This window comes from Roseivirga sp. UBA838 (genome assembly GCF_002296035.1).
Taxonomy (GTDB): domain Bacteria; phylum Bacteroidota; class Bacteroidia; order Cytophagales; family Cyclobacteriaceae; genus Roseivirga; species Roseivirga thermotolerans.
This window is the reverse complement of the sequence record NZ_DBHC01000010.1, coordinates 167,675-183,061: the sequence shown is the minus strand read 5'-3', so window position 1 is coordinate 183,061 and position 15,387 is coordinate 167,675. Positions and strand designations below refer to the sequence as shown.

Genomic DNA, 15,387 nt, shown 5'->3' with positions numbered 1-15,387 from the left:
TCATGAAAAGGCTGTTTGCCATTTTTTCTTTTCTGCTACTTGTTCTAAGCCTGGTTCCCTGCCCCGATGAGGTGCTGGTTTCTCCTGACTTTAATGAGGGAGTAGTGGCCAGTGCAACCGACTTCCCTATAGAAAACGGAGAAGAAGAGGAGTGCCCTCCCTTCTGTTGCTGTGCCTGCTGCAAAGTACCTCTCATTCGGTTGGCCGACAGTGTGGACGAAGCAGAAAGACGCAACCAGTCCCCTCAAATATTGCCAGGAGTAATGCCCATTAAGGGTGTTATCAACGAAATCTGGCAACCCCCGCAAGTTTAATTGCTCATTTACCAAAGCGGAGGCCACGCTATTCATTGCACTCCCTCAAAAGGAGTGCAGGGTAACTCTGCTCAATTCTTACATTTTAAAAAAGCAATTAAAACTATCTCATGAATACAAGAAAAGCATTGATAGCCCTTTGCGGTATGCTTGCGAGCGTACTGTCTTGGGCACAAAACTCATTATCGTTCAGAATTCTGGATGCCGACCATAACGAACCGCTCATTGGAGCTACTGTTTATGCCGGCCCCAACAAGGGTGCTATTGCCGATATAAACGGTGAGGCCACTTTGACAAACCTGCCCAATGGCACCATAAAACTCAGGTTTTCCTTTGTGGGCTATGAAACACAAACCCTTAGTTTCTCCATTCCTTATACTGGGGAACAACCCATACGCATATTAATGGAGCACCATGAAGAGGAAATGGAAGAAATGGTGGTAACTGCCACCCGTACCAGCCGAAGCATAGAAGACATTCCTACTCGCATAGAGTTTTTGGGTATGGAAGAACTTCAGGAAAAAGCAGTTATGCGGTCGGCCAATATTGCCATGCTGCTTCGCGAAAGCACCGGCATACAAATGCAGGTTACTTCTCCGAGTTCGGCCAACCAGAGCATCAGAATTCAGGGACTAGACGGAAGGTACACCCAACTTATGAAAGATGGATTTCCACTTTACAGTGGGTTTTCGGGAGGCCTGAGCATTATGCAAATTCCTCCACTGGATCTGCGTCAGGTGGAAGTAATTAAAGGCAGTAATTCTACACTCTATGGTGGTGGAGCCATTGCCGGTTTGGTTAACCTGGTGAGTATTAGACCAGAGGCCGAAGCCCTAACAAAAATTATGATGGATCAGACTTCTGCTGGCGGAACCACACTGAATGCCTTTCATGCCTCAGAAGATGGCCGATGGTCATATACCCTTTTTGGTTCGGCACATAGACAAACGGCTTATGACGCGAATGACGATAACTTCTCTGACCTGCCGGAAACCAGAAGCATCACCCTTAACCCAACGCTTTTCTTTAAGCCTTCAGAAACCGATGAGTTCAGATTAGCACTGAACGGTACCTTTGAAGATCGCTGGGGAGGAAACCTCACCGCAGTAGACAATCGTGAGCCAAGTGCTCAAAACTATCTGCAAGAGAATGAATCGAGAAGAATGTCTTACCAATTGAGTTATACCAAAACCTGGGACGAAAACAGGAGACTATCCATTAAAAATAGTTTACTGCATTTCGACAGGGGCATTCATCAGTATCAGTATGGCTTTGATGGTGAGCAAATTGCCACTTTTAGCGAGGCAACATACTCGTTTGGCCAATCAAGAAGTAGCTGGCTGGTTGGTATGAACATCTATTCCGATCGGTTCAACGAAAGCCATGCAAATAACAATGACAGAAGCTACAGTCAGTTCACAGCCGGTGTCTTTGTTCAACAAAACACACAGCTGAGTGATTTTTGGTCGCTGGAAACGGGATTAAGGTTGGATCAGAGCAAAAATTACGGGCTGCAGACTTTGCCCAGGCTTTCGCTAATGTACAAAGCGCACCCTAAACTCACCTTTAGAGCGGGCGGTGGACTTGGCTACAAGCTTCCAAGCATTTTCACGGAGGATACAGAAAGGCTTTCTTTTCAAGGCCTGGAGTCCTTCAACCTGAATAATCTGGATGCGGAACAGTCGTATGGCGGAAACTTCGACATCAACTACAAAACGGCCATTGGAAACGAGTGGACTTTCAGCGTAAACCAACTTTTCTATTATACCCAATTGAATAATCCTGTGGTTCTTTCGGGGCCAAGTATTGAGGGCACTTACACATTCCAGAATGCTAATGGCAACCTAAGTTCCAAAGGGCTTGAAACGAATCTGAAGCTTACTTATCAAGACTTTAAGCTCTTTGTGAATTATGCACTCATAGACACGGAATTGGGTTACAATGCCGATTTGCAAAAACCGCTAACTGCCAAGCATAATATTGGTGCTGTGCTGGTTTATGAGGAGCATGAAAAATGGAGAATTGGGCTGGAAAGCTATTATACAGGAAAACAGTTCAGAAGCGACTATTCCCAAACGGATGATTATTGGATTGTAGGTTTTATGGCCCTAAGGAAGTTTGAGCGCATTAGCCTTTACCTTAACTTTGAGAACTTCTCCGATACAAGACAATCCAGATTTGAGAACATCAACCTCTCTAACAGTATGAATCCCGAAGCCCTTGAGGTATGGGCTCCTATGGACGGTTTTATTGTGAATGGGGGAATTATCCTGGAGTTTTAGGTAAGTAGAACGGTGATCAGGAAATCAGTATATCAGGAAAAACTCCCTGATATGCTGATTACTCCGGCACCCTCAGTGTCTCCGGCACGGGACGCTGAGGATTGACCTGGGAAAGAGCGATATCCCGTCAAGGAAGCACCTCAGAAGCTTCAGAACAGTATATATTAATCGGTGTGGACACCGATTGTGGCCGTAGATCGGTAGAACGGTTTTAGGAAATCAGTATATCAGGAAAAACTCCCTGATATGCTGATTACTCCGGCACCCTCAGTGTCTCCGGCACGGGACGCTGAGGACTGATCTGGGAAAGAGCGATATCCAGTCAGGGAAGCACCTCAGAAGCTTCAGAACAGTATCTATCAATCGGTGTGGACACCGATTGTGGCCGGCAATAACAAAAAATAAGGCTCATGATTGAACATGGGCCTTATTCGTTTTATCTCCTCTCAATAATACTTCTATGCGAGAGTCTCTGCTTGGGTTGAGTCAATCTCTGGAGCCGATACCCGTTTAACTCATTTCTGATCCCTACTTTTTTCCTTTAAGCTTCATCGATTCTGCCAATTTCACAGCTTCGTAGGCATTGATGATACCTCCTGAAACAGAAAGGCTAGAGAACTTCACTTCTTCGCCAGTGCCGGGCTGATTCACCTTAACATCGATGCCTCTAACCGATTTCATCAGTATGTCTTTCACCTGTTCTGCCCTAAGCTCAGGGAAGTATGAAAGCAGAAGGGCTGCTACTCCTGTGGTTACAGGAGCCGCCATGCTGGTGCCCTGAGCATCCTGATATTCGTTTCCGGGGGCAAGGGAGTAAATGGCTACACCAGGAGCAAAAACGTCTACAGTTTTCTTACCATAGTTAGAAAATACTCCCACATAATTGTTTTCAGAACCCCATGATGACGCTCCTACTTCAATCCAGTTGGGCCAGTCTTTCTTTCGGCCAAATTTGTCGTTGGGGTAGTTATTGGCTTCATCAATATTTTCAGCCGAGTTTCCGGCTGCATGAATAAGCAATACGCCTTTCTTAGCGGCATATTCAATGGCCTCAAATACATATTCAGAATTAGGAGAGTAGCTTTTTCCAAAGCTCATGTTCACAATTTGGGCCCCATTGTCTACGGCATAGCGAATGGCGTTGGCCACATCTTTGTCTCTTTCGTCTCCATCGGGTACAGCCCTAATGGCCATAATCTCCACATTGTCGGCTACACCGTCAATACCAATGCCGTTACCCCGAACAGCCGCGATTATGCCACTTACATGGGTGCCATGAAAGTTATCGGTTCCTTTACCAATTACATCATTGTTGCCATAGCCAACTTCATCGAGCTTAGTGGGATCGTCTCCCACAATTTCTCGGGGGTCAAAGTCAAGGCTGTAGGCAAATTTGGTGTCTTCACTGGCTCGTTCAATGTCCTGGTCTATAAGGTAAATAAGCGTATCTACAGACAGCGAGCTGTCGGTCATACCATAAATCTGTGAGAGCACTTCTTTACCTCTGGAAATCACCTGGTCCGTAGAGTTAATCTTGCTCAGGTCTTCAAAGGTTATTTCATCATCGAGCAAATAGGCTTCAAAAAGCTTGTTGTAGCGTTTTAACTGGCTATTCACACTATTCATAATGAGCACCTGTTGGTTAGACTCGTTGTAGGTTTTTTCGAAGTCAGCCTTAATCTTTTGCCAGTATTCAAACTCTTCTTTCTGGGATTTGGCTATGTCTTCGGCCGATTTGCCCTCGTATTTTTCCTTCAGTCTTTTATATTCTCGGGTAAGTTCATAGGTATCTTTTCCCACATTCCGGCCGTCTTTTCCTCCAATAAAATTCCAGCCGTGAATGTCGTCTACAAAACCGTTATTATCATCATCAATACCATTGCCGGGAATCTCATCTTCATTAGTCCACACTACATCGCGCAGGTCTTCATGTTCAATGTCTATGCCCGAGTCTATAACGGCCACCAACACTTTTTTACTCTTTCGCCCCTTTAAATATTCCAGGGCCTTTTCTGTACTCACACCATTGACAGAGTCTTTTACCGGATCTAGATTGAACCAGTTTTTAGGTGGTGTGTTTTGTGCGTTTAGTGCAAATGCTGCCAGAAAAAGCAGCGCGAAAATCAACTTCTTCATATACTTAATTAATCGTTTCAATAGTTAATCATTACAAACTTACATGCTCCCGGGCACTCTATTCTATTCTCCCGTGCATTTCTCGGCAAATCAACCAATACTACTGGTACTCAAACTTACCGGTAACGGAGTTCTTCCGCACTCTGTTGGCTGGAAAAACTAATCCATTCATGGCAATAAACGTGCCTTGCTCTAAGGTATTGAGCGAACCAATAGCCACGCCAATGTTAAATGCGGCATCTGAATTGGCAAATCGCTCTGGTCTGTAAGCACCGGTAAGGACAATGGTTTTTCCCTGAACATTGCTCAGAAAGCTGGCCGTTTCGGGCATGGTGTCCGAGCCATGGGTAATCAGAATTTTTGTGGCCTCGGCCGAAATAATCGTTTTGCGCAACAATTTCCGGTCGGCTTCTGTGATATCCAGAGAGTCTTTCTTCATTAGCTCTATGCACTCATATTCAAACCCGGGCGCTACTTGCTCCAATACGCGCAAGACGGCCGGTTGATCAATTTCAAAAGCATATCCGTTAGTCGTTTTCGGATAGTCTTTGTCTATTGTTCCTCCGGTTTGGATAATGAGAATCTTCACGCATGGAAGATAAGCATAAAGTGCTTACTGGAGGCAACTCTTCTGTCGATTAAGCTTATGAATTGGCAGCCCCCTCCTTTACGCAACGAGGCTTTCGTTAAAGCATCTTGTCTAGTATTTGAAGCAAGGCAAAATGGTGTCTCTTCTGGTGCGTTTCACAATTTTGCCAAAGTTAAGCGTAAGCGAAAATTCATGAGCACCTCCTGTTGAACCGGCCAGGCGCGAAACAGTGAAGTCATAGCTATAGCCAAAAGACATATTACTATTAAGCTCCAACCCCACAAGAGCAATAATGGATTCGTTCTTAAACACTTTGTTTACACTCTGAATAGGAATGCCCCTATACCAACCACCAATCACAAGGGGTTGAAAGTAGAGCTGAACACCCATGTCGAGCTGATTGAACCCTCCTTGCTTTTTGTAGTTTAGGGCCAGCGTGGCCGATCGCTCCTGAAACTGATAGGCCACTGTTCGAAGCCTTTTCCCTTTAGCAAACATAATCTTGTAGCCTGCATGAAGCGAGTACTTTCTGGCAAGTCGGCTCTCCTGATCGATGAACGATTGGTTGGGCTCATTGATGTGGTGGGTGGAAAAGCCCAGCCAGGCCAGATTGGTATAGAGCAACGCTCCGGCCGATGCACTAAGGAAGTTGACATTGGCTCCTTTTTCAAACACCTCTCCGCTTGGCCCCACTACTTGCCCATTTACAATGTCGATTTGGTTGCCAAATACCAACTCTTCAAAATTGATGTTCTTTTGAAAATAGCTCAATTGAACTCCGGTACGAAGCACCAGACCGGAAGCTACTTGCATTTTGTAGGAATATAAGCCTCCAATTTCGGTGGACTTAAAATCGAGAAAGCCTTCTTTATGTTCAGTAACAATAAGACCTATACCACTTTCCGCAGCTTTGGAAAAGTAGTCGGCATAGGCCGAAATAGTGGTGAACGTGTGGGTGAGCGAAGGCCACTGATTTCGATAGTTAACACCCACACGCCCCCGGTCTGTGGAACCAGTTAGTGCCGGATTTAAATAAAGGGGTGACGCATAGAACTGAGAAAACTGTGGGTCTTGTGCCTGCAGTTGAGGCTTTGGCCAGCCAAGTATAATTATCCATACAATTAGAAAAGCTCTTTGCATATACTCACTATTTAATGAGAGCAAAAATGCCCTCGCGCTCTACCGGAAGCCCGTTAAAACTCACCCCTATTATTTTGTATACATAGTTTCCATTTTCGGCTTGCCGACCATTAATGGTGCCATCCCAGCCCTTGGTTTCAATGTCATCAGTACTAAAGATCACCTCTCCCCATGTGTTATAGATAATCAGGCGGGCCTTGGTCATGCCCAGCATTCTTGGCCTAAAGAAGTCGTTGTTTCCATCTCCATTGGGAGTAAAGGCATTAGGAATTATTATTCTGTAACCCTCCGTAATCTTCAGCAGTGTGGTTTTTTCTGTCTGGCAACCGGTCCGGTCGGTCACTGTGAGTTTTACGGTGTAGGTGCCTGGCGCATCGTAAGTATGAATGGGATCTATTTCGTCCGAATCGAAGCCATCGCCAAAATCCCAGTACCAATCAATTACCTCGCCTTCCGAAAGATCGAAGAAGCTTACCGGATCGTTTACGGCCAGATCGCCCGTTTTATCTATAGATTCTGCTTTGTATTCAAAGTCGGCAAGACCAAGCTCTGGCACATCAATATCTATGGCATTTTGCTGGAAACAGCCCCGGCCATCATAAACTTCAATGGTCAGTCTGCCCGGTTCGGTCATTAGCACTTCATCGTTGGTACTATTTCCACGAGACCATTCGTAGCGGTAATTCCCTACGCCTCCTTTAACCTTGGCCTTTACCAGCAGGCCTGCTACACGGTTCTGACAATCGATGTATGGTTCGGTACTAAAACCAATTTGCAAAGGCTCCGGCTGCAATACGGTATAAGTACCCTGAGCCTCACATCCGTTACGGTCTTTTACTGTAACCACGTAGGTTCCGGGGAATACATCGGTAATTTCAGAACTCCGCTCTCCGTTGGACCAATGATAGGTGTATGGCCCCGTGCCACCTGAAACAATTACGTTTACCCTGCCACTCTGCGGGTCGTTGCAACGGGTAGCATCTTCAATGTAGGCATCCAGCGTGAGGGCTAGCGGCTCAATAATGTTAAAGGTTTGTTGAATGGTACAGCCTTTCTCATCGGTTACCAACACATTGTACTGACCGGGCCCAAGGTCGCTTATGGTTTCGGAAGAATGCCCTGTGCTCCAGCGAATGGCTAGTGGTTCTATACCGCCTTCAATATTGAGCGAAATGGACGCATCGTTTGCCCCCAGGCAGCTAATTTCCTTAACCTCCGGTTGAATTCGGAAGAGCGCAGGATCGGCCAGGGTATAATTGCCCTGCACCTGACAGCCATTGGCATCCGTAACCAATACAGTGTAATCTCCGGAGCTTATGCCCAACAGGTTTTTGGTAGTGGCTCCGGTAGACCATTGATAAGAGTAAGGCTCCACTCCTCCTTTAATGTTGAGTACAATGCTGCCATTTCTGTCGTCATAGCACTGGCTTTCGTTTACAATGGCATCTTCCAGCGAAAGCTCTTCCGGTTCCGTAATGCTAAAAACGCGCTCCTGAACGCAACCATTCTCATCGCGTACCCTCACCGTATAATCGCCTACTTTGAGATTTTCTATCGAAGAAGTGGTGGCTCCCGTACTCCAAATAAAACTATACAAGCCAGTACCTCCCTCTACATCGATTACTATGCGTCCGTCATTGTCTCCCTTACAGTTTAGGTTAAACTTGCCTTGGGCTTTGATGGTGATGGGCTTGTCGGGCTGGCCTATTTGGGCACGGGCCTGAACAATACAACCATTAGCATCGGTAACCGTCACGGTATATTCACCAGCTTTGAGTGTATTGATTTGTGCTGTTCTTGCTCCTGTGCTCCACAGGTAGGTATATGGCGCTACACCTCCATTGACAAGGGCTCGCATACTCCCAGATTCATCACCAAAACAGAGTAGATCATTATAGCCTGTGAGTTGCACAGAGAGGTTTTCGGCCGGTTCGGAAATAACCACTGTGACCGTGGTTGAGCAGCCCCCATCGTCCGAAACCGTAGCCTCATATACCCCGGCCTTCAGACCTGTAAGATCGGGCTGGGTGGCTCCGTGAGACCAGGAGAAGCTATAATTTCCACTTCCTCCGTTGGCATCCAGAAATATTTGTCCGGTTGCCTCACCCTTACATAACACATCGAATTTCTGAACGGTCACCGTCAGATTTTCCGAATCGCCCACCTCCACACTTCGGGTTATAGAACACCCGTTGGCATCAGTAAGGGTTACATTGTAAGTTCCTCCGGACACATTGACCAGATCTTTACTGGTGCTTCCGTTAGACCATACGTAACTATAAGGGGCAGTACCTCCCGTTGGGGTAACTCTTATGGCTCCGTCATTGTCGCCCAAACAAGAAGAGTTGGTTACATCGAACGACAAATTGAGGGGCTCAGGGTCTTCAACTTCATAGTTTTGCTGAATGGAGCACCCTCGCGCATCGGTTATGGTTACGGAATACGTTCCTGCAAAAAGTCCGCTTACATCGCGCTGTGCCGAACCATTGGACCAGGCATAGCTATAGGGCGCAGTACCGCCTGACACCGCCAATTGAATCCTACCTCCCGGCTGCGAATTACAAAATGCATCGGTAATGGAGGCCGTGGCCGACAGTTCAGCAGAGGGAGCCTGTACCACCACCTGTAGTTGTTGTTCGCAGCCCCTAGCATCGGTAACTGTTACTTCATAGGTGCCCCCGGCCAGATTACTTATGTCTCGGGTAGTAGCACCATTGTTCCAGGAGTAGCTGTATGGCAAAGTTCCTCCCGAAACGCTCAAGCTCACCCCTCCATCGTTGGCACCAAAACAAGACACATGGGAGGTTACCTGATTTATGGTGAGCGGTAGGGGTTCAGTAAGCTGCCATGAGGCTGAAGAGGTACACCCGTTGGCATCGGTTATGGTTAATTGATAGGTTCCCGGGGCAAGCCCCGAAATGTCTTCTGTAGTAGCACCGTGGTTCCAGGCATAAGTATAAGGTGCCACTCCACCACTCACGGTCACATCGACTGCTCCATCGCCCTCACCTCTGCATGAAATTGGGCTAACACTGGCCGAAATGGCCAATTGATCGGGGCTACCAACCGTATATACCGCGCTGACCATACAGCCGTTTTTGTCAGTTACGGTTACCTGATAATCTCCACTTTCCAGCCCCACAATATCCTGAGTAGAGGATCCGTTATTCCAGCTGTATGCATAAGGGCCTGTTCCTCCCGTAACTGATAGGTCTATAGCTCCCTGACCATCGCCAAAACAAAGTTCATCGCTCACCACGGCACTCAGGCTGAGGGCCGCTGCAGGCTCGCCAACCGTTACATTCTGAGACAGTGTACATCCCATGGCATCCGTTACAATTACCTGGTAAGTGCCTCCTGACAAGTTGTTCAGGTTGCGCGTGGGGGCCCCATTAGACCATGAGTAGGTGTAAGGAAGGGTTCCTCCGCTCACATTCAGGGCTATGGCACCATCGCTTGCTCCAAAGCAAGTGACATTGGTTGCAGAGAAGCCAATATTCATAGCCAGTGGCTGAGAAATACTGAATGTTTTATTTACCGAACATCCATTGGCATCCGTAATTAGCACGGTGTAATTTCCCGGGTTTAAATTACTGAGGTCTTCGGAGGTTTCGCCATGGCCCCACGCGAAAGTATATGGCAAAGTGCCTCCGCTGACCTCAATGTCTATTGCTCCATCGGCCGCTCCATAGCAGCTAACGTTCGATGTTGTACCGCTTACCGCCAAAACTGCGGGACCGCCTACAGTATATGTACCTGAAACGGTGCAGCCTTTGCTATCAGTTACCACTACCTGATAAGTACCTTGAGCCAGGCCACTTAAATCTTTTGACGTAGATCCTTGATTCCAACTATAGTTGTAAGGAGCAGTTCCTCCGCTAACATTAAGGCTAATGGCTCCCTGGCCATCTCCAAAGCAAAGTTCATCGGTAATGGAGGCATTTATGTTTAAAGCAGCGGCCGGTTCGGCAATGGTATAATTCTTTACGGTTGAACAACCGTTGGCATCGGTTATGGTAACGGAGTAGTTGCCTCCTGACAAGCCTGTAACATCTTGAGAAGTGGCTCCGTGAGACCAGGAGTAGGTGTATGGAGCAATTCCTCCCGAAACCGACAAATCAATGGCTCCGTCCGAGGCTCCAAAGCAACTTACATCGGTAACTATTTCTCCAATGGAAAGAGCCAGGGGTTGCGTAATAGACCAGCTTCCGAAAGTACTGCATCCATTGGCATCGGTTAGCGTCAACGAATATGTACCGGGAGCCAGATTACTAAGGTCTTGATCGGTTGAGCCATTGCTCCAATTGTAGGTATATGGGCCAACTCCTCCGGTCACGGAAATATCAATACTCCCATTGGCTGCTCCGTTACAGTCCACAGGCAATACACTGGCCGATAACAGGAGTGCGTTTGGTCCGCCCACCGTAAAGTCGGTCGTCAAGCTACAGCCATTGTTATCTGTTACGGTTACCTGATAAGTGCCTCTTGAAAGCCCGGCTACATCTTTGGTTCCCGGCCCGTGATTCCATGAGTAGGTATAGGGTGCTGTACCTCCTGTTATTGTAAGGGCAATGGCCCCCTGCCCGTCACCAAAGCAAGACTCATCGGTTACTGCCCCGGTCACTGCCAGGGCACTGGAAGGCTCGGCAATCGAATAGTTTCTAATGGTAGAACATCCATTGGCATCGGTAATGGTAACACTGTAATTGCCTCCGGAAATGTTGAACAAGTCTTGGGTAGTGGCCCCGGTATTCCACAGGTAAGTATAGGGGGCTATTCCGCCTGTCACTGAAAGATCTATGAAACCATCGCTAAGGCCAAAACACGAAACATTTTGAACGTTTTCCGTCACGGTGATGTCCAACGGTTGCGTAATGGTAAAGGAGCGGGTTAGGTTACAGCCTTCGGCATCGGTAATGGTTACCTGATAATTGCCTGCCGTAAGTCCGGTGAGATCTTCTGTGGTCGCTCCGTTGCTCCAGGTAAAACTATATGTTCCCGTGCCCCCTGTTACACTAAGGTCAATTGCACCTGCAGCATCGCCATGGCACAAAATATTGGTTTGGCTGGCACTAACCAGGAGGGCCGGAGGCATGTTAATGGTGTAGGTTTCCTGAATAAAACATCCATTGGCATCAGTAATGGTTACCTGATAATTGCCATCGCTAAGTCCTGAAATATTTTTGGTGTTTGCTCCATTGCTCCAGGCATAAGTATATGGTGCTGTACCGCCTGCCGGATTAAGCTCAATACTGCCATCGCTACCCCCAAAACAGCTAATATCGGCCACAGTAGTGGTGGTACTTAAGGGGGCAGAGGGCTCTGTTATAGCAATGGTTTCCACATAGCTACAACCGTTGTTGTCAGTAACAGTGAGGGTATAGTTGCCTGCCGTAAGTCCGGTGAGATCTTCTGTGGCTGCTCCGTTGTTCCAAGAATAGGTATAAGGTGCGCTGCCTCCGGCCACAGAAACATCAATGCTCCCATCAGAACCACCATAGCAGCTTACCTGAGAAAGCGTATAGCCCAAACTGAGTGCCATTGGTTGCTGAATGCTGAAGCTTTGAGTAACCGAACAACCACGAGCATCTGAGACGGTAACCGAATAACTGCCGGGAGTTAGGTTGGAAAGGTCTTCTGCAGTTGCCCCATTGCTCCAGGCGAAGGAGTAGGGAGCTTGCCCTCCTCCCACAGTTATATCTATAGCCCCATTGGCTGCACCATTACAGTCAATATCGGTAACCACGCCCGATAAGCTGAGTACCGGTGGGTCGGTAATGGTAAATGTCTCGGTATAGGTACATCCTAAATTATCGGTAACTAATACCGTATAATTACCAGCAGGCAGACTGCTTAAATCTTCGGTGGTGGCTCCATTAGACCAGTTGAAACTATACGGTGCAGTACCTCCACTCACTGTCAGGTTAATGGCTCCATCGGCTGCTCCGTTGCAAGTTATTTGGCCTACAGTACTACCTACCGTCAGTGGGGCCGAAGGTTGAGTGATGGTAAAAGACCGAGACTCAGTGCACCCATTGGCATCGGTAATAACCACCGAATAACTGCCTGCTCCAATATTGGTGAGGTCTTCAGTTAGTGCACCGTTGGACCAGGAAAAAGTATACGGGGTCGTTCCTCCGCTTATCGAAAGATCGATTGACCCCGTACTTTCACCAAAACAACTAACATTCAGCTGTGTTGCCGTTGAACTGAGCATTGCCGGTTCTGATATTGTAAAGGACTCTACCAGTGTACATCCGCTGGCATCGGTAATGGTGAGGGTATATAACCCCGGACCAAGTCCTGTTCTGTCTTTTGTTGTTATACTGCCATCATCGGCCCAGACATATGTGTAAGGACCTGTTCCTCCGGAAACATTCATAGCCACCGATCCATCGGAAGCTCCATGACACGAAATCTGATTTACCGTTTCACTGGCTGCCAAAGGGCTTGGCTCAGCAATGGTAAAGCCTATAGACTTAATACAGCCAACGGCATCCTGAACCGTCACTGAGTAATTTCCAGGAGCCAAATTGGTAATGTCTTCTGTTGTAGCTCCGGTATTCCAGCTGTAGGTATAGGGGGCCGATCCTCCGGTTATGGTTAGGTCAATGCTTCCATTATCAGACCCGGCACAGGTGGCGTCTGTGGTAGCACCTGACAGGGTCATAACGGTGGCCGGTTCGGTGAGTGTAACAGTTAAGCCCAAAGAGCAGTTAGAAGCATCTTTGATGGTGACAGTATATGTTCCTGCCACTACGTTGTTAAGGTCTTCGGTTGTGCTGCCATTAGACCAGAGATAAGTATATGGGGCTGTTCCGCCTGCCGGGGTAATGTCTATGGCTCCGGTGCTGGCTCCCTTACACAAAATATCTTGTTGTGTATAGCTTACCGACATCACTGCCGGGTCTATGATGGTATAATTTTCGGTAAGCGCACAACCGTTGGCATCAGTAATCGTCACCGAGTAATTACCAGGGTTAAGGCCGGTTATATTGTTACCGGTTGCTCCGTTACTCCAGGCATAAGTATATGGCCCAGTTCCTCCGGTTACGGAAAGGAAGATACTACCATCGGCTGCTCCATTGCAAGACACATCATTTACGGTAGCATTGTCTGCCAGTGGGGCGGGTTCTCCCAAAGTAATGGTTTCCACTACTGTGCACCCGGCTCCTCCATTATCAGTTACGGTTACGGTATATGTACCTGCTGTCAATCCGCTAATGGTTTGACCCGAAGCACCTGTATTCCAATTGTACACATATGGAGCGGTACCATTCGATGCCACCACTGCGATGGAACCATCGGCAGCACCATTGCACGATGGCAGGGTCAGGGAGGGAGATACGGCAATTGAAGGAGGGTCTGAAAGGGTAAACGTTTCGGTATAAGTACACCCATTGGCATCGGTTACAGTTACGGTATGATTACCCGCTGTAAGGTTACTGACCGTGGATGACGTGCTGCCGTTAGACCAGGTGTAGGAGTAGGGCGCAGTGCCGCCCTGCATGGTAATACTTATTGAACCATCATTGCCTCCGGCACAAGAGGGATCTGTGAGGCTTTGGTTTTGCTTACTCAAAGCAGCAGCAGGCTCTGTAACGGTAATATTATTTTGAGTCACGGAGCAGCCATTGGCATCGGTTACAGTTAAGTCATAAGTTCCGGCAGTCAAACCAGAAATATCAGCGGAGGTGGCCCCTGTAGACCAGACATAAGAATAGGGTGCCGTACCTCCACTGACGTTACTCTCTATCACACCCGTAGCGTCTCCAAAGCAGGCAACTTGGGTAACACTGGCATTAATGGCCAAACTGGCCGGTTCGCCAAGGGTGAAAGAACTACTGATTGCACAGCCTGCATTGTCCGTAATAGTAACGGTATAAGTTCCGGCCGCCAGGCCGGAAATATCCTGGGTGGTTGCTCCATTAGACCAGCTATAGTTATAGGGGGCCACTCCTCCGGAAACCAAAAGATCAATTGCCCCATTAGAAGACCCGTTGCAAAGGGCATCGGTAAGTGAAGCACTGGCCACAATCTCGGGCGGAGAACTGATGGTTTGTATGGGAGTAGAAATGGTACACCCTGTTCCGTTCCTATCGGTAATTACCAGTCGGTAGTCTCCCGGAGCCAGCCCTGTAACGGTGGCAGAATTACCCACTACCACACCATCAGACACCCTAAGCCATTGATATACATAATTGCCCCATCCGCCTGTACCCGTAGCCGAAAGTGTACCATCGGCTGAATTGTAGCAGGTGGCATCGGTCGATGCTCCCAGCGAGTAGCCTAAAAAATCGGCTGGTTCTGTAATGGTAAACGTAATATCTCCCGTACACCCGTTGGCATCGGTTACGGTAAGGGTGTAGTTTCCAATTCCCAAACCATTGAGGTTTATGACATTGGAAAAGGGCGCTGCCGAACCGGTTCGGATAGACGCCCCGCCTCCATTGAACAGCTCCCAATCATAAGTCGGGTTTCCATTCGACATGGTTACAACCACCTGAGCATCCGAATCGCCACGGCAGGTCACATCATTGACCGAAACGGAGCCCACCAGATTGGGCGGATTGGTTACGGTATATGTTGCCGTCACCACATCGCCATCATTATCCGTTACGGTTACGGTATAATCATCAGGGGCAAGGCCACTGGCAATGAAAGAATTTCCTACAGTGCCACCACCGCTGTCCACCCAGTTGTAAGTAAAGGGGCCATCGCCTGTTACACTAATAGTAATCACCCCTTCACAACTGTTAATGTTCACGTTGGTAATCACCGGGCACTGGTTGGTACACTGTGCCTGTAAACGGGGCATTGCCATCGCCATGAATATGACGAGCAGCAAAATAATCCTACTATGCAACTGTTTAGGTGATGTCATCGACAAAATAGCAGCTATAAAGTTTTATTCATTTATAGCTTA

General features: G+C 47.7%; 6 protein-coding genes. 2 read left to right on the top strand and 4 right to left on the bottom strand.

What is annotated here, in order from left to right; genetic code table 11:
* The first annotated feature begins 2 nt into the window (after positions 1-2).
* A complete protein-coding gene (locus tag B3O12_RS03610; protein ID WP_286755330.1) occupies positions 3-314 on the top strand; it encodes a DUF6660 family protein in 312 nt (103 codons plus the stop codon).
* A 110-nt stretch (positions 315-424) separates the two neighbouring features.
* On the top strand, positions 425-2,596 hold the full coding sequence (locus tag B3O12_RS03605) for a TonB-dependent receptor (RefSeq protein WP_286755328.1): 2,172 nt from the start codon (positions 425-427) through the stop codon (positions 2,594-2,596).
* Positions 2,597-3,124: 528 nt separating this feature from the next.
* On the opposite strand, the gene B3O12_RS03600 is transcribed toward B3O12_RS03605, so the two are convergent.
* The 4 genes from B3O12_RS03600 to B3O12_RS03585 all read right to left on the bottom strand — a co-directional run bounded on the left by B3O12_RS03600 (position 3,125) and on the right by B3O12_RS03585 (position 15,279).
* A complete protein-coding gene (locus B3O12_RS03600) occupies positions 3,125-4,732 on the bottom strand; it encodes a S8 family peptidase (RefSeq protein WP_286755327.1) in 1,608 nt (535 codons plus the stop codon).
* Between the two features lie 100 nt (positions 4,733-4,832).
* Complete coding sequence (locus B3O12_RS03595) at positions 4,833-5,321, bottom strand: asparaginase domain-containing protein (protein ID WP_286755326.1); 489 nt, start codon at positions 5,319-5,321, stop codon at positions 4,833-4,835.
* Between the two features lie 111 nt (positions 5,322-5,432).
* Positions 5,433-6,461 (bottom strand): PorP/SprF family type IX secretion system membrane protein, encoded by a 1,029-nt coding sequence (locus B3O12_RS03590; protein ID WP_189628892.1) that lies wholly within the window; start codon positions 6,459-6,461, stop codon positions 5,433-5,435.
* A gap of 7 nt (positions 6,462-6,468) precedes the next feature.
* Entirely contained in the window at positions 6,469-15,279 is an 8,811-nt protein-coding gene (locus B3O12_RS03585; RefSeq protein ID WP_286755325.1) for a PKD domain-containing protein, read from the bottom strand.
* Positions 15,280-15,387 lie beyond the last annotated feature (108 nt).